Origin of the sequence: Ideonella sp. (genome assembly GCF_041914305.1) — a bacterium.
Classification (GTDB): Bacteria; Pseudomonadota; Gammaproteobacteria; order Burkholderiales; family Burkholderiaceae_C; genus Ideonella.
In genome coordinates this window covers 1-25131 of the sequence record NZ_JAYSDQ010000009.1, presented here as the reverse complement: position 1 = coordinate 25131, position 25131 = coordinate 1, and the positions used below count along the sequence as shown (strand labels likewise).

The 25131-nt window shown below is 66.9% G+C and carries 23 protein-coding genes; all 23 read right to left on the bottom strand.

Going from position 1 to position 25131, the window contains the following annotated elements:
- Positions 1-39: 39 nt before the first annotated feature.
- Entirely contained in the window at positions 40-2418 is a 2379-nt protein-coding gene (locus tag ACE3SG_RS13355) for an MMPL family transporter (protein ID WP_374565625.1), read from the bottom strand.
- Positions 2418-3008 (bottom strand): LolA-related protein, encoded by a 591-nt coding sequence (locus tag ACE3SG_RS13350; RefSeq protein WP_374565623.1) that lies wholly within the window; start codon positions 3006-3008, stop codon positions 2418-2420. The genes ACE3SG_RS13355 and ACE3SG_RS13350 overlap by 1 nt, the downstream gene beginning before the upstream one ends.
- Positions 2923-3915, bottom strand: a complete 993-nt coding sequence (locus tag ACE3SG_RS13345; RefSeq protein WP_374565621.1) for an acyl-CoA synthetase — start codon at positions 3913-3915, stop codon at positions 2923-2925. The genes ACE3SG_RS13350 and ACE3SG_RS13345 overlap by 86 nt, the downstream gene beginning before the upstream one ends.
- Entirely contained in the window at positions 3912-4244 is a 333-nt protein-coding gene (locus ACE3SG_RS13340; protein WP_374565619.1) for a hypothetical protein, read from the bottom strand. The genes ACE3SG_RS13345 and ACE3SG_RS13340 overlap by 4 nt, the downstream gene beginning before the upstream one ends.
- The gene (locus ACE3SG_RS13335) at positions 4241-5629 is read right to left on the bottom strand and encodes an AMP-binding protein (RefSeq protein ID WP_374565617.1); all 1389 of its coding nucleotides are present in this window, start codon (positions 5627-5629) and stop codon (positions 4241-4243) included. The genes ACE3SG_RS13340 and ACE3SG_RS13335 overlap by 4 nt, the downstream gene beginning before the upstream one ends.
- Positions 5626-6249 (bottom strand): hypothetical protein, encoded by a 624-nt coding sequence (locus tag ACE3SG_RS13330; RefSeq protein WP_374565616.1) that lies wholly within the window; start codon positions 6247-6249, stop codon positions 5626-5628. Before ACE3SG_RS13330 ends, ACE3SG_RS13335 begins: the two co-directional genes overlap by 4 nt.
- Positions 6250-6277: 28 nt before the next feature.
- Positions 6278-6562 carry a phosphopantetheine-binding protein gene (locus ACE3SG_RS13325; RefSeq protein WP_374565614.1) on the bottom strand — a complete coding sequence of 95 codons (285 nt, stop codon included), beginning with the start codon at positions 6560-6562 and terminating at the stop codon, positions 6278-6280.
- A 467-nt stretch (positions 6563-7029) separates the two neighbouring features.
- Positions 7030-9366, bottom strand: a complete 2337-nt coding sequence (locus ACE3SG_RS13320) for a Tex family protein (protein WP_374565613.1) — start codon at positions 9364-9366, stop codon at positions 7030-7032.
- Between the two features lie 90 nt (positions 9367-9456).
- A complete protein-coding gene (locus ACE3SG_RS13315; RefSeq protein WP_374565611.1) occupies positions 9457-9885 on the bottom strand; it encodes a type II secretion system protein in 429 nt (142 codons plus the stop codon).
- A gap of 56 nt (positions 9886-9941) precedes the next feature.
- On the bottom strand, positions 9942-10325 hold the full coding sequence (locus tag ACE3SG_RS13310) for a type II secretion system protein (RefSeq protein WP_374565609.1): 384 nt from the start codon (positions 10323-10325) through the stop codon (positions 9942-9944).
- Between the two features lie 5 nt (positions 10326-10330).
- A complete protein-coding gene (locus tag ACE3SG_RS13305) occupies positions 10331-10828 on the bottom strand; it encodes a type II secretion system protein (protein WP_374565608.1) in 498 nt (165 codons plus the stop codon).
- Positions 10825-13140 (bottom strand): secretin N-terminal domain-containing protein, encoded by a 2316-nt coding sequence (locus ACE3SG_RS13300; protein WP_374565606.1) that lies wholly within the window; start codon positions 13138-13140, stop codon positions 10825-10827. The genes ACE3SG_RS13305 and ACE3SG_RS13300 overlap by 4 nt, the downstream gene beginning before the upstream one ends.
- 11 nt (positions 13141-13151) lie before the next feature.
- Positions 13152-13655, bottom strand: coding sequence for a hypothetical protein (locus tag ACE3SG_RS13295; protein ID WP_374565604.1), 504 nt, complete (start codon positions 13653-13655; stop codon positions 13152-13154).
- Positions 13652-14236, bottom strand: coding sequence for a GspMb/PilO family protein (locus ACE3SG_RS13290; RefSeq protein WP_374565602.1), 585 nt, complete (start codon positions 14234-14236; stop codon positions 13652-13654). The genes ACE3SG_RS13295 and ACE3SG_RS13290 overlap by 4 nt, the downstream gene beginning before the upstream one ends.
- Positions 14233-14793 carry a PilN domain-containing protein gene (locus ACE3SG_RS13285; protein ID WP_374565600.1) on the bottom strand — a complete coding sequence of 187 codons (561 nt, stop codon included), beginning with the start codon at positions 14791-14793 and terminating at the stop codon, positions 14233-14235. The genes ACE3SG_RS13290 and ACE3SG_RS13285 overlap by 4 nt, the downstream gene beginning before the upstream one ends.
- Positions 14771-15562, bottom strand: a complete 792-nt coding sequence (locus tag ACE3SG_RS13280) for a hypothetical protein (RefSeq protein WP_374565598.1) — start codon at positions 15560-15562, stop codon at positions 14771-14773. Before ACE3SG_RS13280 ends, ACE3SG_RS13285 begins: the two co-directional genes overlap by 23 nt.
- Before the next feature lie 52 nt (positions 15563-15614).
- A complete protein-coding gene (locus ACE3SG_RS13275; protein WP_374565596.1) occupies positions 15615-17285 on the bottom strand; it encodes a GspE/PulE family protein in 1671 nt (556 codons plus the stop codon).
- On the bottom strand, positions 17282-18451 hold the full coding sequence (locus ACE3SG_RS13270; protein WP_374565594.1) for a type II secretion system F family protein: 1170 nt from the start codon (positions 18449-18451) through the stop codon (positions 17282-17284). Before ACE3SG_RS13270 ends, ACE3SG_RS13275 begins: the two co-directional genes overlap by 4 nt.
- Positions 18452-18487: 36 nt before the next feature.
- Positions 18488-18922: a type II secretion system major pseudopilin GspG gene (gene gspG, locus ACE3SG_RS13265; RefSeq protein WP_374565592.1), complete on the bottom strand. Its 435-nt coding sequence runs from the start codon at positions 18920-18922 to the stop codon at positions 18488-18490.
- Between the two features lie 80 nt (positions 18923-19002).
- The gene (locus ACE3SG_RS13260) at positions 19003-20139 is read right to left on the bottom strand and encodes a cytochrome-c peroxidase (protein WP_374565590.1); all 1137 of its coding nucleotides are present in this window, start codon (positions 20137-20139) and stop codon (positions 19003-19005) included.
- Positions 20140-20186: 47 nt separating this feature from the next.
- The gene (locus tag ACE3SG_RS13255) at positions 20187-21314 is read right to left on the bottom strand and encodes a choice-of-anchor tandem repeat GloVer-containing protein (RefSeq protein WP_374565588.1); all 1128 of its coding nucleotides are present in this window, start codon (positions 21312-21314) and stop codon (positions 20187-20189) included.
- A gap of 60 nt (positions 21315-21374) precedes the next feature.
- Positions 21375-21677: a hypothetical protein gene (locus tag ACE3SG_RS13250; protein ID WP_374565587.1), complete on the bottom strand. Its 303-nt coding sequence runs from the start codon at positions 21675-21677 to the stop codon at positions 21375-21377.
- Between the two features lie 21 nt (positions 21678-21698).
- Positions 21699-25131, bottom strand: a 3433-nt coding sequence (locus ACE3SG_RS13245; protein WP_374565585.1) for an RHS repeat domain-containing protein, incomplete at its 5' end; no start/stop codon positions are given.

Sequence of the window (25131 nt, the reverse complement as noted above, 5' to 3'; positions counted from 1 at the left end):
GGTGCGTGCAGGGTTGGCCGAAACGCAGGCACGGAATTTTCACACACGCCCCTCGTCGGGGCGCCGTGCCAGGGCGGCCGACAGCACCAGGGCCAGCAAGGCGCCGGGCGCCACCACCTGGCCGATAGCCGCCAGCGCCGGGATCTTCGACAAGGCGATCAGGCCGAACGAGAGCACCGTCGTCAGGTTGGCCAGGCACAGCGAGGCCAGCGCATCGTCGCTGAGCGCCGCGCCGCCGGGCGAGTCGAAGAACAGCGCGTAGTTCGAGCCGACCGCCACCACCAGCAGCAGGCCGACCAGGTGCAGCACCCCCAGCGCCGCGCCCAGCGCGTGCAGCCCGGCCAGGCACAGCAGCACCGCCAGCGCCAGCGGCAGCGCCACCCGGGCCACGCGTTTCAGGCTGCGCAGCCACAGGGCCAGCAGCAACAGCACGGCCAATGCGCCCAGCGACGCCTGCCACATCGCCTCGGTCAGGTAGCCGCGGTACAGGCCGTCCAGCTCTTGCTTCAGCGCCAGCACCTGCACACCGGGAACGTCGGCCAGCGCCTGCTGCAGGGCCGCGGCGTCCAGCGGCCGGCCGGGCGCCTCGTGCAGGGTCAGCAAGGCGGTCGACGAGCCGTCGGCCCGGCCGAGCAGCATCGCGTTGACCATCGGCGCAAAGGCCGTGCCCCGCAGGTCTGCGCGTGTCACCGGGTGCCCGCGGCGCGCGACCGCCACCTCGTCGATGAACGGGGCCACGGTCGACGCACTCAAGGGGCTGTCGCGGGTGGCCTGCTCGACCGCGGCGCGCAAGGCGGCCGGCTCGGGCAGGCTCGCCAGCCGCGCGGCTTGCGTGGCCTGGCTCGGCAACACCCGCGACGGGCTGTCGTAGCCCAGCAGCCGGCCCTGGTCGACCCAGGTGTCGAGCTGCCGGCCGGCAGATTCGGCCCCGCGCAGCGCCGCCTCTTCGTCGGCCCCGTGCGCGAGCACCAGCAGGCCACCGTCGCCGGCCGACAGGTCGGCGCGCAGCGCGGCGTCGAGCGCCAGAGCCTCGCGCGGCACCGGGCTCAGGGCCGTCAGGTCGCCGCGCCACAACGGCTGCGGTGTCAGGGCCAGCGTCACCAGCGCGGTCAGCGCCAGGCCGGCCCAGAGCCAGCGCCCACGCTGCAAACGGGGCCATGCCACGGCACACGCCCGGCCCAGCACCCGACGCCAGGCTTTTCCGGCCGCGCCGTCCGGCATCAGGACCGGCAGCACCCAGCGGGCGGTCAGCGTGGCGGCCACCAGGCCGGCCATCGAGAACACCCCCAGCTGGGCCAGCCCCGGAAAGCCCGAGAAGGTCAGCGCCGCAAAGCCGCACAGCGAGGTCCACAGGCCCAGCCGCACCGTGGGCCAGCTGCCGCGCAGCCATTGGCGCCAGCCCTGCCCCGGCGGCGCCCCGCCGGCCACGCCGGCGTGGGCCTGGATCAGGTAGTAGATCGCATAGTCGACCGCTTCACCGATCAGGGTGCTGCCGAAGCCCAGCGTCATGCCGTGCACGGTGCCGAAGCCCAGGCTGACGGCGACGATGCCGGCCACCACACCTGCCATCACCGGCAGGGCCGCCACCAGCAAGGCGCGCAACGAGGCAAATGCCAGCCACAGCAGGCCACCGATCAACACCGCGCCCCCGGCGGACAGCCAATGCACTTCGTGCTGGATCTGCGCTCGGCTGCCCACGGCGAACACCGGGGCGCCGCTGAGCTGCAGGCTGAGGCCGTTGCGCGCCATCGGCTCGAAGTCGGCGCGGATGCGGTCCAGCGCGTGGGCCTGCGCGTCCAGGTCGCTGCCGGGGGCCTGCGTGCTGGCCAGCAGCAGCACTCGCTCGGCCTGGCGCGAGGCCCAGACCCCGTCGACCATGCGCGGCGCCTGGGCCGGGATCATGGCCTCGACGATGCGCTGCGTCTCGCCGGTGGGGTCGCGGCCCAGCAGCGGCTTGACCAGCGCGCCGGCCGGCGTGCCCAGCAGCGACAGCGTGTCGTCGAAGGCATCGCGCAGGCCTGGCGCGGTGAAGCGCTCCGGCGTCACGGCCGGGCTGAGCTGGTAGCGGTGCGCGACCAGCCACTGCGCACTAGCCTGCCAGTCACCGCGCTCGCCGTTCTGCACCTGCTCGAACAGCCCGCTGGCCCGCATCGACCGGGCCATGGCCATCGAGGCCTGTGCGCGTTGGGCTGAATCGCCGCCGGTGATGCCGATCAGCACCGTGCGCGCCGGCGCACCATGGCGGATCTGCTCGATCAGCACCTGCTGGCCGGCGTTCGGGCTGGCGGGCAGAAAGGCCGACATGTCGGCCGAGAACTGGCTGCGGGCGATGACCCAGGCCCCCAGCAGCATCGCCGCCAGCCAGACCCCCAGCACGGCGGCGCGGCGGCCGCCGGTGGCCGGCGACGGCGGGCTCATCAGCGGGGCACCGCGCCGCGGTCCACCGGCTCGATCGTCATCACGGTGCGGTCGCCATCGGCCATCTGCACTTCGACGCTGCGCAGCTCGCCGCGGCGGCCGGCCAGGCTGATGTAGCTCAGCTGCGCCGCCAGCCGCACATCCTGCGGCTCGAGCTGCACCGACCACTGCGCCACATTGCCGTTCACGGTGGGCTTGAACGAGCGCCGCAAGGCGGCCGCGTCACCGTTGAGCGTGCCGCGGATGGCCTCGACCATCAGCGCCATCTCGGGCACGGCATCGAGCGCCATCTGGCGGCTGCGGCCGTTGCGCGTCAGGGTGACCTGGTTGCCATCGACCAGCATCGCCTCGGGCTTGGGCTCGAGTGTGCGGCGCTCGAAACGGTTCGGCGCGACGAAGCTCAACGTGCCGCTGGCCTGCAGCGGGCGCGCCAGGCCCTGCACGTGCCGCTGCTCGACGAACCGGGCTTCGCCGGCTGTCGTGCGGGCCAGTTGCTCCATCACCTCAGCCAGTTCGATCGCCTGGGCGGCCGGCGCCAGCGCCAGCATCGCGAGCAGCGGCAACGCCGCCGTCTTCAAGCCAGAAATCATGGAAGTTGAACCAGTTGTAGGGCGCCTCGCGGCACAACGATTCCAGCCGGGCGGCATAGGCGTGCACCGCGGCACGCAGCTGTTCGTCGCGGCCATGGGCATCGGCCGGCACGGTGCTGAAGTCGGCCAGCGGCTCGAAGCGGACGCGGTAAGCGCGCCCGCCATTGTAGAGACCGGCCATGAAGATCACCGGCCGCCGCAGCAGCTGCGCCAGGCGGAAAGGCCCCTCGGCAAACGGCGCCTCGTGGCCGAGAAACGGCAGCCGATGCACCGTCTCGCGCTGGGCGGCGCCGGGCAGGCTGCGGTCGGCCAGCAGGCCCACCAGCCCCCCGCCGTCGAGCCAGTCGCGAATGGCCAGCGTGGCGCCGCGCTGGCCGAGCGCGATGATGCGCATCTGGAAACCCGGCGCGATCGCCGCCAGGGCCGCGTTGATCATGCGCGCGTTGTCCGGGTACATCACCATCGCGATGTTCGAGCAACCCTGCGCGCGCCCGGCCGCCGCCAGCGCCTCGAAGCTGCCGATGTGCGCGCCGACCAGGAAAGCGCCCTGCCCGGCGTCGAGCACCTGGCGCAGCGGCTCGGCGCCCTCGACCTGCAGGTCGAAGCACTGCGGCATGTCGCGCAGAAAGTAGACGCGGTCGAGCACGGTCGACGCGAAGTGGTGAAAGTGCCGCCACTGGTCACGCCAGGTCGGCGTGCGCCCCAAGGCCCGCGCCAGGTAGCGCCGCGAGTGGCGCCGCGCCGGCGCCGCGAACAGCAGGAAATACGCGGTGATCGGCCACAGCAACACCCGCGCCGCACGGCGCCCGCCATGCACCGCCACCCAGCTGATGAAGCGCAGCGCGAAACGGTTGCTGCGCTCCCGGGTCTGGCTCCAGTCGGCGCCGGCCGCGTTGGCGGTGTTCACCGGGGGCCCCGCAACTGCCCACGCACGGCCACCCGCTCGCCGCAGCGCAACTCGAAGTCGACGCCATGGGCGGCTTCGGTCAGCTGCAGCGCCAGGCACAGGTCACCGGCCGCAGCGGGCTGTAGCGGGGACAGGAACTTGACGCTGTCGATCCGCGGCGCCGGGCCCAGGCTTGGCGACAGCTCGGGATGGCCGAGCACCGCCTCCAGCACCTCGGCCAGCAGCACGACACCGGGGTACACCGGCATGCCCGGGAAATGCCCGGCCAGCGAAGGGTGCTCACGCGACAGCCTGCGCTCGATCTGCCAGCTGCGCGGCGAGGCCGTCATGGCGCGGCCTCGGGCACAACACTGCCCAGATGCTGCTGGGCGAATGCACGCAAGGCTTGCGCGGTGATCTTGCCGGTCGCTTCGCGCGGCAGGGCCGGCACCTGCACCACCTTGCGCGGCACGAAAGCCGGCTCCAGCAGGGCGCGCAGCCCGGCGACGATCTGGCCGGCGTTCAGGTCGGGTGCGACGACGAAGGCCACCGGCCGCACCACCCCTTCGACCACGTCGTCGGGCATCCAGAAGCAGCCGTCTTGCACACCGGCGATGCGGTTGAGTTGGAAGTTCAGGAAGGCCAGCGAACTGCGCTTGCCCGCCACGTGGATCAAATCGTTCGAGCGGCCCAACAGCCGGAAGTGCTGTGCATCCTGCAGCACCAGCACGTCGGCCAGCACGGTCGGCGCCAGCACGTGGCCGCCCTGCACGACGAACTGCTCGCCCTCGGTGCCCGGCTCGCTGTGCAGGCGCAACTCGCCCAGCGTGCGCCAGGTGTCACCCTCGCTGGTGCGCCGGCTGGCCACCTGGCCGGCTTCGGTGCAGCCATAGATCTCGACCAGCACGCCCTGGAACACCGCCTCGGCCTGCGCCGCCAATTGCGGCGACAAAGGCGCCGTGGCGCTCAGCACCAGGTCGACCGGCGGCAAGGCAACGCCCGACAACAACAGCGTCTTCAGGTGGAACGGCGTGGTCACCAGCGCGCGTGGCCGGGGCACGCGGGCCAGCGCGTCGGCAATGTCGGCCGGGTAGAACGGCCGGCCGCTGTCGAGCGCGGCACCACCCATCAGCGCGAGCAGCACGGTCGATTCGAAGCCATAGCTGTGCTGCGGCGGCACCGAGGCCACGATCGTCACGCCGCGCAGATCGGGGCGCTGCAGCATCTCGGCCAGGCGGTCGGCCTCGGCGCCGATGTTGCGCAGCAGCGCGCCCCAGCGCTTGGCGTGCGGCTGCGGCTGGCCGGTGGAGCCCGAGGTCAGCAGGCAGGCGACTTCGGCGTCGGCCAACAGGCGCGGCACTTGCACGACCTGGTCCGCCTCGCCAGCCGGCTGCGGTGCGTCGACCTGCAGCGCCGGCATCGACACGATCGACGCCGGTTCATCGTCGGTCAGCGCGCACAGCGGCCAGCCCCCGCCATCGAGGTTCGCCAAGGTCTCGGGCAAGGCATTCGGCGGCAGCAGGCACATCAGGCCGCGCGACCAGCTGGCGGCCAAGGCCACGGCGAAGCGATAGCGGTCGGTGCACAGGTTGACGATGCGCGCCTGGGCCGGCAGGCGCGCCGCGAGCGAGGCCACGTCGGCCAGGAATTGGCGCGCACTGATCGGCGCCCCCGCGCGCCACGCCAGCGGCGCGTCGAGATCGCGCTCGGCCCACAGCGGCAGCCAGGCACTCATGGCGACACCACCGTGCCCGTGGGCTGGCGGAAAGCCCGGATCGCGGTGCTGATCGGCACGCGCTTGAATTTCGGGTGCAGCCAGTAGCGCACATGCCACTCGCCGGCCATCAGCGCCACGGCCAGCAGCGGGCTGACGATGTTGCCGAACAGCGACCACGTCTGCCAACTGCCGAACGCATAGAGCCACAGCGACACGGCGACCACGCCAAAGAAGTAAACGACCCAGGCTTCGGTGACGTGCCGCGAGTAGGGATACTGCGCCGGCTCCATCGTGCCGCCGTGCACGCGCAGCGCGACCGCGGTGATGAGCGGCACACGACCCGGCCGCAGCGTCGAGGCGAACACGCCCCCCAGCACCAGGTTCACGGCCGCATGCTGCAGCACGTACAGGCGGTTGACCTCACCGATGCCGCCGTGGGTGGCGACCCAGGCCACACCCGCCAGGCCGGCGATCGTCAGCGCGAGCAGCCCACGCTTGCCGCGCGCCAGCGCAAAGATGGCCAGCGTCACGAGCAAGGGGCACAGCAGCACGGCCAGCGCCCAGGGCTGACCGGCCGCACGCATCATCAGCCAATGCGAGGCCAGCGCATAAACGACCAGCGCCAACGCCGACAGCATGGGGCGCCACATCGGAAGCCCCGGCGCGTCAGCGGGTGCGGTGGGCGGCCACGTGGGCCGCCAGCGTGCGCAGCGACTGGAAGATCTGGTGGTTGCGCTCGTCGTCGGAGCGCAGCTCGAAGCCGTACTTGCGCGAGACTTCCAGCGCCACTTCGAGGATGTCGATCGAGTCGAGCCCCAGGCCGTCACCGTAGAGCGGGGCTTCGGGGTCGATGGCCTCGGCGGCCTGCTCGAGGTTGAGCGCACTGACGCACAACTCGGCCAACTCGCGCTCAAGGCCGGCCAGATCGGAGGCGGATGGCACCTGGTTCATTGCATTTGCTGCTGTCATCATCATGATCCCCCTCGATCCCTCGGCGGGCCTGGATGGCTCGAACCGCCGGCGTGGCCTTGCGCCACACCTGCTCGCCGGGCCTCGGCCATTCGACTTTGTGAACCGCGCATTTTACGTCGCGCTATGGCGCCGACCGCCCCTGCGCTCGTGTCCTGTCCCGCAAATAGCTGTCATTGCGACGGGCCGCAATGGGGATGATCGCGAGGCGCCGAGCCGGGTAGATACCTCGTGGTATCTGCCCGGCTTGGCAACGCTGCGAGCGCCCCATTTCGGCCCGCCCCGAAGGGGTTCGACCAGATGGCGCGCTCGCGCGCCCGGCCATCAGGGCAGATACGCTAGGTATCTGCCCAGCTGCCCGGCCGCGCCATCATCACCATCTGGTCGAATCTCAATGCCAGCTATTTACGGGACAGGACACCAGGGGCCGAACGGCCCCCCGTGCAGATTCAACGACGCTGCAGCTTGGCAAATGCGGCGGCCATCGCGCCCTGCCCGCCGGCATCGGCGCCGCCGCGTGACGGGCCGGCACGCTCGCCGCGCGCCGCCGGGCGGTAGCTGTTGTCGCCCTTGGCGCCCTGGCCTTTTTGCGATGGCGCTGCATCGAGCTTCATCGTCAACGAGATGCGCTTGCGCGCCAGGTCGACTTCGAGCACCTTGACCTTGACGATGTCGCCGGTCTTGACGACCTCGCGCGCATCGTTGACGAACTTGTTCGACAGCTGGCTCACGTGCACCAGCCCGTCCTGGTGCACGCCCAGGTCGACGAAGGCGCCGAACTGCGCCACGTTGCTGACCGTGCCTTCGAGCACCATGCCTTCGGTCAGGTCCTTGATGTCTTCGACGCCGTCGTTGAAGCGCGCGACCTTGAAATCGGGCCGAGGGTCACGGCCGGGCTTCTCCAGCTCGGCCAGGATGTCCTTGACGGTGATGGCGCCGAACTTCTCGTCGGCAAAGGCCTCGGGTTTCAGCGCGCGGATCACGTCGCTCTTGCCCATCACCTCGGCCACCGGGCGCTGCAGCTTGTCGAGCATGCGCTGCACGACCGGGTATGTTTCGGGGTGCACACCCGTCAGGTCCAGCGGGTTGTCGCCGTCGCGGATGCGCAGGAAGCCTGCAGCCTGCTCGAAGGTCTTGGCGCCCAGGCCGGCCACGTCCATCAACTGCTGACGGCTGCGGAAGGCGCCGTTGGCATCGCGCCAGCGCACGATGCTGTTGGCCACCGCGTTCGACAGGCCCGACACGCGCGCCAGCAGCGGCGCAGACGCCGTGTTCAGGTCCACGCCGACCGAGTTCACGCAGTCTTCGACCACCGCGTCCAGCGTGCGCGCCAGCTCGCTCTGGTTCACGTCGTGCTGGTACTGGCCCACGCCGATGCTCTTGGGGTCGATCTTCACCAGCTCGGCCAGCGGGTCTTGCAGGCGGCGGGCGATCGACACCGCGCCGCGCAGGCTCACGTCCAGGTCGGGCAACTCTTTCGAGGCGAACTCGGAGGCCGAGTAGACCGACGCGCCGGCCTCGCTGACCACTACCTTCTCGATGTGCGTGCCCGGCGCCAGCTGCTGGATGCGCTTGATCAGGTCGGCCGCCAGCTTGTCGGTTTCGCGGCTGGCGGTGCCGTTGCCGATCGCGATCAGGTTCACGCCGTGAGTCGCGCACAAGCGGCCCAGCGTGTGGATCGAGCCTTCCCAGTCCTTGCGCGGCTCGTGCGGGTAGACGGTGTTGGTGTCCAGCACCTTGCCGGTGTCGCTGACCACAGCCACCTTCACGCCGGTGCGGATGCCCGGGTCCAGCCCCATCACGACGCGTTTGCCGGCCGGTGCGGCCAGCAGGAGGTCGCGCAGGTTCTCGCTGAACACCTTGATCGCCACCTTCTCTGCCTCTTCGCGCAGGCGACCGAAAAGGTCGCGCTCCAGGCTCATCGAGAGCTTGACCTTCCAGGTCCAGGCGATCGTCTTGCGGATCAGCTCGTCGCCCGGGCGCTTGCCATGGGCCCAGCCCAGGTGGTGGGCGATGCGGCCTTCGGCCATCGTCGGCTGGCCCGGCACGACCTCTTCGTCGAGCACCAGCTTGGCGTCGAGGATCTCTTGCGTGCGACCGCGGAACACCGCCAGCGCGCGGTGCGACGGCACGGTGCGGATCGGCTCGTCGTACTCGAAGTAGTCGCGGAACTTGGCGATGTCGGCGTTGTTGACGTCCTTGCCGTCCATCAGCTTGGACTGGAACAGGCCCTCGGCCCACAGCCATTCGCGCAGCTTGCCGACCAGGCCAGCATCTTCGGCCCAGCGCTCCGAGAGGATGTCGCGCACGCCGTCGAGCACCGCGTAGGCATCGGCGAATCCACCGTCGGCGTTGATGAACGCGGCGGCTTCGGCCTGCGGGTCCAGCGTCGGGTCGGCAAACAGCTTGTCGGCCAGCGGCTCCAGCCCCGCCTCGCGGGCGATCATGCCCTTGGTGCGGCGCTTGGGCTTGTAAGGCAGGTAGAGGTCTTCCAGCTCCTGCTTGGTCGGCACCGCCTCGATCGCGGCGCGCAGATCGGGCGTCAGCTTGCCCTGCTCGTCGATGCTCTTCAGCACCGCGGCGCGCCGCTCTTCCAGCTCGCGCAGGTAGCCCAGGCGGGCCTCCAGCTCGCGCAGCTGCGTGTCGTCCAGCCCATCGGTGGCCTCCTTGCGGTAGCGGGCGATGAAGGGCACCGTGGCGCCGCCGTCCAGCAATTCGACGGCGGTGTTCACTTGGGCCGGCCGAACCTTCAGTTCGGCGGCAATTTGCAACAGGATCTTGTCCAAGGCGAAAACCGGTTCAGGCAGAGCGACAAAGCGCGCGAGTGTGCCAGAACCGGCACAGCGCGAACGAATGCAGTGCGGAAGCAAATCGTGCTAAGGCGGCCCTCTGAAGACCCAGTCTTCATAGCTGTCGTGCTCGCCCTCCAGCCCCGCCAGGGGAGCAACGAATCCGGTCACTTTCAACGGCTTACGCGTTGATGCACTGTGCAACCCGACAATCAGATTCTGCGGATTTCTGATAGGCACCCAATCGCGTTGACCGGTCAACGGATCCAAGGGGATCTGCCGCAGGTGGCGCTGCACACCTGGCTGACGAGGGTCTCTGAGCAGCGACGCCAGTTCAGCCGGCGCGCGCGGCGTGCCGGCCGGCGAGGCACTGGCGTAGCGCTGCAAGGCGCGCTGGAAGTCCAGGCCGATCTCCAGCAGTTGCTCTTCGGCGTCGTGCTGGGCCAGCGATGCGCCCGCACTGACGGTGAATGCAGCCGTGGCGCCAACGATGGCCACCGCCATCATGACGGCCAAGTACGCCACGCCGCGCCCAGAGGCGCGCCGAGTCCGCAGAACGCGCATCGGCCTCATCACCACTCCCGAAAGGCAATACCGTCACGGCCACTGCCAAGCGCCCCGCTGCGCAGATCGGCCACGTTGCCTTTCGCGGCGTCGCCGGGCGCAATCAGCTCCCAACTGGCGTTGGAGTTGGTGATCGGATCCGCCGGCAGCATTGACAAGTACTTGTGTGTCACCAAGTCGTCGAGCGAGTCGGGATAACGGCCCAGATCGCCGCGGAAATGGGCAATCGCCTCTCTTGTCACGCGAAGGTTCTCGCGCAACACGGCCTCTTTGGCCGCATCGACGCTGTGAAAGTAGCGTGGCACAGCCAGGGTCAGCAGCATGGCCAGGATGGCCAGAACGACCAGCAACTCGATCAGCGTGAAACCGGTGGCCTCACGTCGGCGCGGCATATGGATCACCATAGTGAGTAGGCCACGCCGTTGAGACCCTGCAGCGTCGATCTGGAATGAACGTCGTAGACGTCCTCCCCCTCGCGCGGATCGGCGGCCTCGCTGTCATACGACCGCAGCCCCCAACTCGACGCGGCATCGCGTATGGTGTCGTCGCTCATCGGATCACGCGGGATCCGACGCAGGAAAAACATCTTGCGCTTCTTGGGATCACTCTGATCTTCCTCACCCTCCACCAGTCGGTCGAGGGTGGCGGGGTAGCCCGAAGCCCCGGCGTCCTTTCGGATGCGGCCCTGGTCGCTGGCTGTCTTGTAGGCATCGATGGCGCCGCGGATCTCTCGCAGTGCCAGGCGGAGCTCGCGCTCCTTGCTGCGCTGGTAAGTCACTTGTGCCAATGGGGCCGCCACCGTCGCCAACAACGCCAGAACGGCCAAAGTGATGAGCAACTCGACCAGCGTGAATCCCACCTGGGCACCGCGAACTGCTCTACGCTGCCGGATCATGGCGCCACGGTCAGTTGAAGCGGCGAAGGAATCGAATAGGTGACGGCGCGGCCACTCTCACCTTCCGGGGCGATCGTGAGCACCCTGACCGTCGCACTCGGGATGACCTTGAGTGCCCTCAGGCTCACCGACATCACCGTGCCGGCGCCGCTGGCGCCGGTGGTGCCGCTGCGCTTGAGGGTTGCGAGCACCTGCCCCGACGGATCGATGCGCTTCTCGAAGGTCGTCGTGGCGCCGCCCTGCGCAAGAAACTCGCCTTCTTCCACCTCGACCACCTCGAGCGCGGCGGCGTCAAAACCCAATGCCAGCGGCAGCGCCCGCACCGGCTTGCTGGCCTCGACCTGCAGCGGCACCTTCACGACCTGACCAGGCTTCAACGGCGACACATTGCCCCAGAGGAACCTCACGTCGGCCGGCGGCGGCAACGCCCCGTTCGGGAGCGTGCCGGGATCTTGCCCAGTGGACGCTGCTTGCGGCGATGCCGAGGTGCGCTCGGGCACGGCGGCCGGCGACGCCGGCGCGACCGTCGAGCTCGACACGCCCGCGCTGGAAGTGACCGACGCTGCAGCGCCGCTGCGCATACCCGAATCCGTGCCAGATTCGAAGTCGAGCAGGCTTGCATCGGGCCGCTGGATATTTCTCAGCACACGCGGCGTGATCGACAGCACGATCTCGGATTTCGCCGTTTCGTCGGTGCTGCCGCCAAAGAGCTTGCCGACGATTGGTGTCGCGCCCAGCGCTGGGATCTGGTTGGCAGAGTGGCGCTCCTCGTCGTTGATCAGGCCTGCCAAGATCTGGTTTTCGCCATCACGCAGCCGCAGGACCGTTGCGGCACTGCGGGTGCCGATCTGGTAGGCCAAGGTACCGGACTTTGTCTGAACCTGGCTGACCAGGCTGCTGACTTCAAGCGAGACTTTGATCGCGACATCGCCTTCCGGATACACGGTGGGCTCGACTTCAAGCTTCAGCCCCACGTCGATGTAGTTGACCGAGTCCGACACGAATCCCGTGGAGGTCGCCGTTGACGTGATGTTGGGCACGCGGTCACCGATGAGCACACGTGCCTTCTCGCGGCTCTTCGCGCGGATCTTCGGATTGGCCAGGATGTTTGCCGCGGTTCGATCCTGGCGTGCCGAGATGGTCAGCGGGTTGACGGCGATGCCCACGGTCCCGCTGTTCAGGCGGCGCAGGTCGCTTAACGTAAGCTGGGTGCCTGAGCCCGACGACAGCGCCGTCAAGCTCGCCTGGTCGGGCCAGCGCACACCAAGATTCAACAGATCAGTTCGTTTGACCTCGACCACTTCGACCTCGAGCATGACCTCGGGTTCAGGCAAATCGAGCAGTGCGACCATGCGCTCGACCATCTTGACCGCCTCGGCCGAGTCACGCACCACCATCGCGTTCAGGCGTTCGTCGACGACCACGTCCTTGATTTTGAGAATCGACTTGACTGAGTTCGCCACGGACTTCGCATCGCCATTCGACAGATAGAACGTCCGCACCGACAGCAGTTGATAGTCCTTCTGCTTGGCCGGCGTATCGGGATAGATCAGAACCGAGTTCGCGTCCAGCACCCGCTGGGCCAGTTGGTTGCCGAGCAGCAGGCGCCCCACCGCCGCCTCGACCGTGCCGTTTCGCAGGTAAAGCGATGTCTTCTGATCGGTGCGCACATCCCGGTCAAACACGAAGTTCAGGCCAGAGGTCTTGGCGATCACCTCGAACACCGACTTCAGCGGCGCATCTTTGAACTCGAGGCTGAGCACCTTGCGATAAGCCGGCCCAAGCGCCATCTCGGCGCTGGGCTTGCTGTCGAGCGCCTCCAGACGTTGCTGCAACTGCAGGGCACGCACATGCCGTGGGCTTTCGGCCAGCACCGTGCGCAGCTGATTGCGTGCCTGGTCGAGGTTCTTCTGCTCCAGGCTCGCATTGGCCAGGTCGAGTTGCCGTTCCCAGACCCGCTCCCGCTCGCCAGCCTTGAGCCCCAGCACCGCCGCCTCGTTCGTCGGGTCAGATTTCAGCACCTTGCGGTAAAGATCGTCGGCGCGATCAAACTCGCCGGCTTCGCGCTCGCGCCGAGCGTCTTCCAGCCAGCTTGCCGTCAGCCGAGCCCTCAGCTTCAGCCAGGCCGCGCGAACCTGCGCAGATTCAGGCTCCGCTCTGGAGGCCTGCTCAAACCGCTCCAGTGCTTCTACGGGACGGTCCTGTGCCAACAGCTCCTGACCATCGCGGTACGCGGGGTTGCTCGCACAGCCCACCATGGTCATCAGCGAAACCGCGATCACCCATGCATAGCCCTGGCGCAGTTGCGCCATCCATTGCCGCCTCACTCAGCCTCCCCGATCGAGATCTTGTAGGTGTGATTCATGGGCAGGTAGACCACTGTCATCTCCGGTGGAGCGATGCTGACCACTTGGTAGGACTGCTCTGCCACCTGGCCCTCTTTCAGAACAAAGGTCGATTCGTCTTTCGCCAGGAAGACTTCCCACGCGCCGGCCTCTCGCTTCTTGCCGATGTACTCGAACGGAAACGCCGGCGCCTCGGGGCCGGCGTCCACCGTGGCGGCAGCCGGGGCGGGCGGGGTCCAGTCGTGCCCGGCGAACAGGTCGCTTCTGGCACCAGCCGCCCTCGACGCCGCAAACAATGCCTTGCGGTCCAGCAGCCGCCCGAGAACGACCGGCGCGCTGGCCGCAGGCGCCGCGGGCAGCGCGTGTGACGAACGTGCCGGCACGGCCGCCACCACCTCCGGTTCGGCACCCGGCTTGTCGCCAAAGACCGCCAACGCCAATGCGCCCAGAAAGGCGGGAGCCAAAAGGTGCCAGCGATTCATCGGGCGCCGCTCCCGGCTGAAGCGTCACGGCGAGGCATCGAGAACCATGCGCTGAAGGTGAGCTGGACCTCGGCCTCGGCCTTCTCCGAGGCCTCTTTCTGGATGCTGAGCTGGTCCAGGGACATGTTGGGATGGTCGCGAAGCACCGCCTCAACGAGGTTGCGGACCGCCGGGTACGACCCACTCACCGGCACCGAGATCGACACCCGCGTCCATGGCAAACCGGTGTTGGCCTCGTACTGGTAGCTGGATCGCTCGAAGCGCAGGCCCTGCCGCCCGGCAGCGTCGAACACGCTCGCCATCTCTGCGTTCATCTCAGACGGCGATGCGAGGACTGCACTCAGTTCGTCAAGCACACCTTCCGACGACAGCGGCATCGGTGCCGGCGCTGGCCGCGGCAGCGGTTGCCCGCTTGCCAGCTGTTGCGCCAGCATGTCGCGCTGGCCCTGCAAGGGACGCAGATAGGCCCACTGGAACGCCGCGCTCGCGGCCAAGGTGACGAACAGCACCAGCGGCAACCAGCCGTAGCGATGGAGCGCCACCTCGCAGCGCAGCCGCCACGACATCGAAGTCCGACTCAAGGCTGCCCTCCGATCGACGCGGACAGGCTGAACCGCACTGGCCGATTTTTGTCGCGCTCGTTGGTATCGTGCTTGAGCGCGCGCACGTGATGCAGGTAGGAAGACTGGTTGAGCGCGTCGACATAGAGCCAGGCGTCCTGCGCCGTCCGCGTCTCGATGGTCAACGTCAGCGCGGCTTGGCTCGGGCGAGGCTCGATCTCGAGCACCGCGACCTCTCGCGGCGTCAGCCGCTCGAGTTCATTCAGCAAGGTGGGCCAATCGGTGTTCAGGCGCGCGATGACGTCGGCGGCCACACGCAGTTGATTCGGGCTCCATGTCTGGCGCGGCACGGTCGGCGTGGTTACCGTCACCGGAGCGCGACGCGTGATCCGCTCCTGCAGCGCGGCATTGTCTTGCTGGACGCGCTGCACGGCCTGCCCCATCCAAGCCACCCAGACCACGGTGGTCACCGCCACCAACAGGTACGCCGCGCGCGCGCCGGTGGACGTCTCCTGCCCCATGGCCAGGATCGAACCGCCCCCCCGCGGCAGGAAATCAATGCGCGGCCACGAGCTCATGTGCCCCCTCCAGATGAACGGCTCCGAGCGCCGCAGCCATGGCCGCTGCAGACGCCGCCGGCACGCTCGCCAGTGCCGCAAGCTCGTAGCGATCGATCTGCGGCCCGCCCAATGCCTGCGAGGGCGAACCCGCCCGGGAGACGAGGTCCAGAACCACGGCCCTGCCAGGCGCTTCGCTTCGCCTCGACGACACCCGCGCGAGTTCGCGGTCCAGCACAGCCGACGGATCGGATGCGGGCAGCCGAATCGTGCGCAGCTCGAACGGCGCCCCGTCGACCAGCCACCACGCGACCGCTCGGTCGCTGGCGGACCGACACACCATCGCCTCGGCACTTTGTTTCGTGCTCCGCCAGATGTCCATCAAGCGCTGCGTGGCCGGACAGATCTCGGAAAGACGCAAATCCAGCTGATGGCCCAACTCTTGAGCGCAGGCCGCGGCGGTGCCCGAGAGTGCGCAGCACACGCTCGGCCTGCCCAGACGCCAGCGACACGCCAGGCGCCAGTCACCCAGCTCGTGTCCGAAAAGCTCCTCGTGGCGCAGCGTCGCAAAGACTTCCAGCTCGGCCAGCGAGCGTGCGCCAGCCGGTGCCGACACCAGCCACCAGCGAACAAGGTCTTCAGCCAGGGTCACCGACACCGGCCAGCCTCGCAGCAGAGCGGCCAGTTCCGGCAAGTCCTTCATCCAGCTGGCAACGGTGTCCGGCACGTCCGCGTGCGCCGCGCTGCCGATCCGGTGCTGTAGCACGCCATTGGCATCGCGCCAGCTCATTGCGACACCGGTGGCGCTCAGGCCCAGCGACACACGAGGCCGTCGAAGGCGGCTACGAAGCCAGCGTGACACGGCGCACCTCCTCCAGCGTCGTCTGCCCCGCGGCGACCAGATCGAGCGCCGCTTCAAACAACGTGCGCGTGCCATTGGCACGGGCAGCCTCCTTGATTTGCCGCACCGGCTGCTTGGCAATCACCAGCTCGCGAATGTCATCGCTCATCGTCAACAGTTCGGCGATGGCCCGCCTTCCGCGGAAGCCCGTGCCGCGGCAGGTACCACAGCCAGAGCCGTGGCGGAAATCGAAACCGATGACCGACTGCGGACTCAGCCCGCAACGCGCGAGAGCTTCTTCGTCCGGCCGGGCCGACCGGGTGCACTCGGGACAATTGATGCGCACCAGACGCTGGGCCCAGATGCCGTTCAATGCCGACGACAGTGAGTACGGATCGAGCCCCATGTGCGCGAAACGGCCGAAGACGTCGAACACGCTGTTGGCGTGCACCGTCGAGAGCACCAGGTGACCGGTCAACGCCGACTGCACGGCGATCTCGGCCGTTTCCTGGTCGCGGATCTCGCCGACCATGATCTTGTCCGGATCGTGGCGCAGGATCGATCGCAGGCCGCGAGCAAAGGTCAGGCCCTTCTTGTCGTTGACGGGAATCTGCAGGATGCCCGCGATCTGGTACTCGACCGGATCTTCGATGGTGATGATCTTGTCGCGGCCCGTGTGCATTTCGGTGAGCGCGGCATAGAGCGTGGTCGTCTTGCCGGAACCCGTTGGCCCGGTCACCAGGACCATGCCGTAGGCCGCCTCGACCAGCATGCGAAGCGCCCGAACGGAAGCGGGGTCAAAGCCGAGCGCATCGATGCTGAGCCGCCCGTGCTGCTCGACCATCGCTTGCTTGTCGAGCACCCGGATCACCGCGTCTTCGCCGTGCACGCTGGGCATGATCGACACGCGCAGGTCGATGTCACGTCGCTGGACCGAAACGCGGAAGCTCCCGTCCTGCGGCACCCGACGTTCTGCGATGTCCAGCTCGGCCAACACCTTCAGCCGCGAGATGACCTGTTCGGCGAGCGCGACGCCCGCGACCTGCATCACCGAATCGAGCACCCCGTCGATGCGGTATTTGACGGCCAGACCCTCGGCGGTCGATTCGATGTGGACATCACTGGCGCCCAGCCGCAGCGCATCGTAGAGCGATGAATTGACCAGTTGCACCGCTGGGCTGGCCGACTCGCTGATACGCGCCAGCGACAGCGTTTCGCTGACAGGCGCCAGATGGTCGGCATCGTTGGCCTGGGCCGCAATGCCGTCGGTGGCGCGCGCCGACGACTCATGGCGACTGAGCAGCGCATGCAAGTCTGATGGCGTGCATACGTGCCACTGCACCGGGCCATCGGCCAGCGCCTCCGCCCAAGCCAGAAGGTCGTCATCGTAGGGATCGACCAGTGCACCGAACATGGTGTGGCCCGAGGTGTCGCGCATCAGCGCGCACTGGCGAAGCTGGGCCCTGACCAATGGCAGCACATCAAAGGCAGGCTGTCGACTCAGCAGGTCATCCATCGTTGCCAGCGGCATGCGGACCGCCGCGGCCAGGCAGGAGGCGACATGCACTTCGGCGCAGCTCAGCTCCTCGGCCAACAGCGTCACCCAGCCGCGGCCTCTCTGCCGTGCAGCGAGGATCTGCCGGATGGGAATGTCGGGCTCGCCGCTGATCATTGGAAGGACCCCGCCAGATCGAAGATCGGCATGTACAGCAACAGGACGATCCCACCGATGACCAGGCCGATCATGGCCATCAATGCCGGTTCGAAGGCACGGGTGAACCGCTCGATCCAGCGGGTCGTCTCGCTCTCGTGGAAGAGCGCAGCCCGCCGCAGCATGGTGCCGAGCTGACCCGTCTCTTCACCCACTTTCAGCAGCCGTGCCGCCACAGGCATCGTGAGCGCCTCTTTTTCGAGGGCGGTCGACAGCGGCTGCCCCTCGGAGACGATCGTGCGGACACGTTCCAACCGCGCCCGGTCAGCGGGCGCACCCACCGACCGCAGCAGCTGAAGCGCCTGGCCGATGGACATGCCTCCTTCGAGCAGCAGGCCGAGCGTCAGGTACAGACGGGCGACCTCCATTTGGCGCAACCGGTCTCCGACCCAAGGTAGCCGCTTGATCCAGGCACCCAAGGCCCCGCTGCGGCGCGCTCTGATCGCACCGAATGTCAGCGCAGTCAGCACCAGTGCGGCGCCCGCAGCCAGCGGTGCGGCATGGTCCGCCGCATACCGGCCCCATTGAATGAGCAGCGCCGACGCCCACGGCAAAGAGCGGCCCGTCCCCTGGTAGACCAACGCGAATTTGGGCACCACGTAGCTCAACAAGAACACGGTGACCGCTGCGCCCACCAGCAACAGAATGGCCGGATAGACCGATGCACTGATCACCTTGGCGCGCACCGAGTCCACCCGTGTCTGATATTCGATGAAGCGCGTCAAGGCCTCAGTCAGGTTGCTCGTTCGCTCCGCAGCGCCCACCAGGCCGACGAAAAGCGGTGCAAAGGTGGACGACTGCCGCTGGAGCGCAACCGACAGCTTGTGGCCGGAACGCAGGTCTTGCGCCAGTTGCTGCAGGACCAATCGACTGGCTGGCGACGGTTCTTTTTCAAGCAGGGCGTCGACGGATTCGATGACGCTCAAGCCCGCCTGCAGCAGCGCCAGCAGCTCTTGCGCAAAGAGCACCAGCGAGAAGGCCTTGCCACGGTTCCCCCCCCAGGCAACAGACACCCGCTCGGCGTCGAGCGACATGACCTTCAGCCCCTGCTGCACAAGCTCCTTGCGTGCCTCGGCGGCGCCGATGGCCTCCAGACGCACCGTGTCGATACGCTGCTGAGCGTCCACGACGCGCGCTCTGAACTGCACAAGACCACCTGACCGTCAGAAGCTGGTGATGTCGGCGGCGTCGCCGTCTCCCCCGGCCTTGCCGTCCTTGCCATACGAAAACACTTCGACCTCGGCGCGCGCGCCCGGGCTGCGGTATTCGTAGGCATGACCCCAAGGATCGGCCGGGACGGCCTTCTGAAGGTAAGGGCCCGACCAGTTGGCCAGGCTGCCTGGGCGGTCCACCAGGGCGTTCAGCCCTTCTTCGGGGCTGGGGTAGCGCCCCACGTCGAGGCGAAACGCATCGAGGGCCTTGACCAGCGCTTCGACCTGAGCCTTGGCGACCCCGCGCTCGGACTTGCTGATCTGCGAAAAATAGCGCGGCCCCACATAGGCAGCCAGCAATCCGATGATCGCGACGACCACCAGCAGCTCAAGCAAGGTGAAGCCCCCCGCGCGGCGCCGCAAGGCGTTGGTGTTCAAGTACGGCATCAGGCTTCCTCTCCCTTGCTCTTCTGGTGTTCTGGCTGGCGCGTACCAGGACGACGCGTCGGCATGAATTCTAGGTTCCGTCAGTTGCCCGATCCGGCGGGCCGCCCCCCCAAGTTGTAGGTACTGGACGGCCAACCATTGAGCGACTCCAGAAAGGCCACCAGTTCAGCCCGCTCGGTCGGTGTCAAGATCAGCGGGTGCCCATCGTCCTTGCCACGGTAGTAGATCTCCCGGTCTACCGCCTCCTGGAGTGTGGCCATGCTGCCGTCATGCATGTAAGGAGCTGTGAGCGCCACATTGCGAAGGCCGGGCGTCTTGAATTTCCCGATGTCCTTCGGGTCCATCGTCACGACAAAGCGTCCAAGTGCTGCCATGCCCGGGTCGCGCAGGATCGAGTGGTCCTGTGCTCGCCCGTCATTGCGCCACTCGGTCAGCTGGCGCGCCAAAGCAGGCAACTGCCGTTCGACGTCCTTCAGCCCGACGCCCAACGAATGGAAGTCGTGATCGGTCATCAGCGGCTTCGGACCATCCGCCACATGGCAACGGGTGCAGGCAGCGACACCGCTGAAGAGCATCCATCCGCGCTGCGCATCGGGGCGCAGCGCGGCGACATCGCCCGCCCGGTAACGATCGAACGCCGACGTGCCGTCTACCAAGGTTTGCTGGAAGGCCGCCAGCGCGCGCGCGACGTTGGCCGCATTGACCGGGTCGACGCCGTCCTGCCGTTGACCGAAGCCTTGCTGGAACTGGGCGACGTACTCGCTGTCCGCCTTCAGCAGTGCCAGCAGCGCCGCCGAGTCGCTCAAGCCGTGTTCGATCGGGTTGAGCAAGGGGTCGAGCGCCTGATCTTCCAATGTGGCGCGCCGGCCGTCCCAGAAGAAGCTGCGTTGGCCTGCAACATCGACGAGGGTGGGCGTGTTGCGGCTGCCCAAACTCCCGCCGATGCCTTCGGCCACCGGCTTGCCGTCAGAGAACGCGCGTTCCGGCTGATGGCAGGACGCACACGACACCTTGCCGTCACCGCTCAGGCGAGCATCGAAGAAAAGGCGACGGCCCAGTTGCTGCTGCGCCCGGGCCGTGGCCATTTTGGTCGCGGGCTCTGACCCAGGCGGCGACGCCAACGCCAGGTTGCCTGCAGACAGCGCTGCGACGAGGGCGGCCAGCACGGCGGCGGCCTTTGTGCAGTGATTGACGAACCGCAGCAAAGGCCGGTGCATGGGAGATCTGAGAAGGCGCTTGATCGAAAGTCGGCTGCAACCGGCAGTCAGGGATTTTGCCGGAACGCAGCCCCGCCGCCCGTGTTGCCGGGATTGGTCGCACCGATCAGCTTGCCCGTCGCGTCATCGCGCAAAAGGTGGTTGCCGGGACGCGAGCCTTCGGCGGCCGTGATGGCATGCAAGGTTGTCAACGTGCCAGCGGCATTGATCTTGAACGTCGTCCCGTTGCCACCCGCCGCGCCGTATGAGGTGTTGCCGTAGAACAAGAAGTTGTTGGCCATGGTCACGCCGCCCTTGGGGGTGCCACCATCTGCGCCACCGGTGAACGAATACAGCACGGTCGCCACCCCTGCCTTGCTGACGCGGTACACCGTGCCGTAGGAGTTGGCGCCCCCGCCTTGGGTCGTGCCATAGAAGTTGTGGTCGGTACCCCATTCCAGCGGGCCATTCGGCCACGCTCCGCCTGCGCCACCAGGGAACGAATAGACCGCAGCCAGACCTCCGGTGGGCACCACTTTGAACACCACACCGGCGTTGTTGGCGCCGCCATTCGTCGCGACGCCGTAGAAAATTCCGTCGCCCGTGTGGACCAGACAATTGGACGGTGCGGTTCCGTTCGCGCCATTGAAGGACGCGACCGTGGTCGCCACCCCGGTGCGCGACAGCTTGAAGACAGTGCCCTTGTCGTTCGCCCCGTCAAACATGGCGACGCCGTAAAAATGGCCATCGTTGCCATTGGAGATGCACTGCGGCGCGGAGCCTTCGGCGGTACCACCCTTGAAGTGGTGGAGGACAGTGAACGCGCCCGTCGCCGAGATCTTGAATGCCGTGCCGCCGCTGTACTGCCCCCCCGTCGAGGCGATCCCGTAGTAGAAACCGTCATAGCCATCGACCAGCGTACCCCGCGGCTGACCGCCATCGGAGGTGCCGTTGAAGGAATGCAGCACCGTGACGGCTCCGGCGGGGGTCATGCGGAAGACGGTGCCATACCAGTTCAAGGCGCCGCCGGTGATCGCAGTGCCGTAGTAGTTGCCGTCAGAGCCCTTGATCAAGGGATTGGGATAGGAGCCTTCGGCGGTGGTGAACTGGTGCAGGACGCTGAATTCGCCGGCGGCCATGGCCACGGGGGCTACGAGGGTGAATGCTGCCGCACAAAGAATGCTCTTACGGTTCATTGTCTATCTTGGTTGAGATGAGAAGAGTCTAAACAGACTAGCCAGACGTTTTGCCGAACGTCATATCGAGCCGGCACTCGACGGCAATCGATTCAAGAACAGCAAGAGGTCTTTGACTGTCCGCACTGCTGGCTGACCGAACGTTTCCGTCGGGCTTGGCAACCGTAGCTTCGCACCTACGGCCACCTCGACCACCAGCAGGTCAAGCTCGTCGTCGACCATGCCGAAGGCCTTGTAGAGGTCAGACTGGACACTCGGATTCTTGACGCGAAATGAGCGCACCAGCGTTTCATGCACAAGCTGTGCGATGTCATCGCGTACGCCAAGGCCGCGAGCGTCATCGAGAAAGGTGCTATTCGACACGGACCAAGTCCCCGACAAAGGTCAATCTCCAAACGTACAGGCAGCAATGCTCACTGCATCGTAGACGAGGATGGCGGTTCCAATGACTGGAATCCATCTGGCGGCCACGATGCCGAGCGACGCTGACCTGGCGAACGGCCTTACGAACGTCGGTGCCCAAACGCGAGGAATGCGCTGAGGGAATGCCTTTGAAAGGTACTTGGAAGCGATCGAAGTACGCGGGCTCGAACCTGGTGTGACAAACGGCTTAGGGACGAGCGGAAGACCTGCGACGACGCCCGCCGCAGCCACCAAATCGGTGATTCCGTAGTGGTCTGCCGCGCACCCTGCAAGCGATCCCAGCCCTTCTGGGTCGATCAAGGAAATCGGGTCGCCGTCAACATAGGCATAGTTGTCGGTCTGCCCCGAAGCCCAGCCAATGGGATCTTCGGAGATGAAGCGCATGCAGCCGGGCATGTAGTAGCGGGCGCGGTAGTAGTACAGCCCGTTGGCGTTGCCCGGGTTGTCGTTCTCGCGGCCGGTGAACTGCTGCGTATTGCCGTCACTGTTGTCGGCGGTGGTCGAGCCATAGGGCTCGTAGGTGTAATCCACCAGCTTGGCTTGGTTGGCATCGGTCACGCGCACCGTGTTGTTGTTGGCATCGGTCAACAAACTGGCCAACTCGCTGCCTTCCATGCGAAGGAAGGTCTCATCCAGGCCACCGGTGATCAACTGCGCACGGATGGAAGCCGTGTTGTTGCTGCCGTTAAGCTCCTGCACGAAGTTGTCGCCATCGTAGACGTAGCCCGTGGTCGTCGCACCGATGGTCTTGCTGGTACGCCGGCCTCCGATGTCGTACTGGAAGCTGGCTTGCTCGGAGCCCCCGTTGTTGATGCCTTTGAGCTGGTTGCGTTCGTCCCAGGTATAGGTGAGCGCGCCGTCGCTGAGAAGGTTGCCGTTGTTGTCGTACTGGAAGGCGGCCGCGCCCCATTGCTTGAGCCGGTTGTTCTCGTCGTACTGCGCCGTCACCTCGGCCGTGGGCAGGTTCATGCGTGCCATGCTGCCGCCGATGCTCGTGCGGCGACCCGCACCGTCATAGCCATAGGTCAGGTCGCCGATCAGCGTGTCGTCGGCCTTCTTGAACACGATCGCCTTGAGCTGGTTCGCGTCGTCCCAGGTGTAGTTCATGCTCGAACCGTTGGACAGCGTGGTCTTCAGACGGCGGCCCGCATCGTCCGGGTCCAGTTTGATCACCTGCTTGACGTTGCCATTGGCCGGCCCGGCCGCCTGCTCGATCTGGCGCAGCCGATCGGCGTCGTCCCAGGTGTAGGTGACGATGGGCTGGTCGACCTGGCTGCCTGGTGCGCCATTGCGCACAAACATCGTCTGGCGCCGGCCTCCGTCGTCATAGGTGTAGTTGACCTCCGCCTGCGGCGTGACCTCCTGGGTCATCTGGTCCAGATCGTTGTAGGTGCGCTTGATGATGCGCTTGCTGGCGATCTTCGAACAGTTCAGATTCGTCTGCGGCGTGCCGCAGATACGGTCTTCGATGACACGCAGGCGGTTGCCCTTGTCCCAGGTCAGTTCCACCTGGCTGCGGAAGGCCGTCGGCTTGGCCGCCGTTGCGCCGAAGCTCATCAGCTTGGCGCGGCCCAGGCCATCGTAGGTCACTGCCGACAGCTGGCCATTGCGGTCGATGAACTGGCGCAGCTTGCCTCCCGGCTCGTACAGCTGTGACTCGTCGCTGTTCAGCGCATCGGTCATCGTGTCGACCTCGCCGATGGCCGTGGGCTTGAACTTGCGCGGGTTCTTCTTCTGGTCGATCTGCTGGGTGGTGAAGCCGTTGTCGTCGTAGACGAACTCAGCCGTACTCTTGAGCGGATCGAGCACCGACTTCAGCTGATTCAGCGGTGTCCACTCGAGATAGGTGAAGTTTCCCAGTGGGTCGGCCACGGACCAGATTCGGCCAACGCTGTCGTGACCAATGCTGTACGTGCGCTTGAGCGGGTCCATCACGCTTGAGAGATCTGCTCCGTCGTAGCTGTAGGTGACGGCCTTGTTCAGCGCGTTGGTCAAGGTCTTCAACCGGCCCGTGTCCGGGTCGTAGGCGAACTTGGCCACCACGTGGTTCAACGCATCGGTCACACTCTTGAGCTTGCCGTTGTCGTAGTAGTCGAGCGTGGTCTTGTGCTTGTTGGCGTCGGTGTAGCTGCGCGGCTTGTTGAACACCGGGTCCCAGATCGTGGTCGTGCTCACCGGGTGCGGCGTGCCCGCCAGGCGCGTGACCGTCTCGACGTTGCCGTTGGCGTCGTGGGTGTACTCGGTGCGCCGGCTCAACGCATCAATCACTGCGCTGAGTTGCCCGTTCGTGTACTCATAGCGCGTGGTCTGCTCGTCCACGTCGCCCAGCGGGAAGATGCTCTGCGTGACGAAGCCTTCCGGACCGACCACGATGCGGCGCACCTTGCCGCGCCGGTCGGTGATGTCCACCTGCGTGGCCAGGCCGGTGGCCTGGTCGATCGTGGGCGTGAACAGGAAATAGCTGTTGTCCGCCAGCGTCTGCTTCTTCACCCAGCCCGTCACCGGGTCGTACTCGTTGGTCGTCTGCGCCACCTGGTACGCATCGAGCACCTTGGTGATCCGGTTGGCCACCGTGTCCCACACATAGCTGTGGGTCTTGTTGTTCGGATCGGTCACCGTCTGCAGGCGGATACCGTCGTAGCCGTACTGGAAGCTGCGGCCCGCGTTGTCCTCGATGCGGCTGATGAAGCTGTTGTCGTTGTAGCTGAAGCTGATGTAGCGACCGTTCGGCGAGACCACCCGGTCGATCGGCGCGTTGTCGTTGGCGCGCAGCACCGACACGCGGTTGCCGTCGGCGTCTTCCATCGCGATCAACTTGCCGTACAGGTTCGTGAAGGTCCACTTGCGACCATCGCGGAAGTACAGCACCCAGTCGGCCATCGCCGCCTCGATGCGCGCACCGCGGAACTCGCCCATCGCGTCGCTGTTGACGTAGGGCTGGAACAGCGTGTTGATCGCACCGTGGAACAGCACCGCCCGGCCATTGGGCAGCACCACGTACACGTTGGTTCGCGACGCCCCCGTGTCGGGGTTGATGTCGGTGGGTGCATCCACGATGCGCGTGTCGTAGCGGTTCGTCGCGCCCAGGCCGAAGCCATAGGTATTGGTGTCACGCGAGCGGTACGTCCGCGTCACGTCCAGCGGCTGCACATCGTCGATGAACAGATCGCGCTCGGTGTGACTGAATTCGCCCGACAGCATGCCCACCGGATCTGCGGAGAAGGGGCAGTACCCTCCGCCTGAATCGGAGTCGTTGGCGCCACCACCCCCGCCTCCGCCCCCTGGTGGCGGGTTGCCACCATCACAAGGCGGCGGCGGCGGCGGGGCATCCGGCCCCGTGGCCACGCCCGAAGCGGGATGCCAGCGATACAGCTGCAGCCCCTGCGGCGCCGAC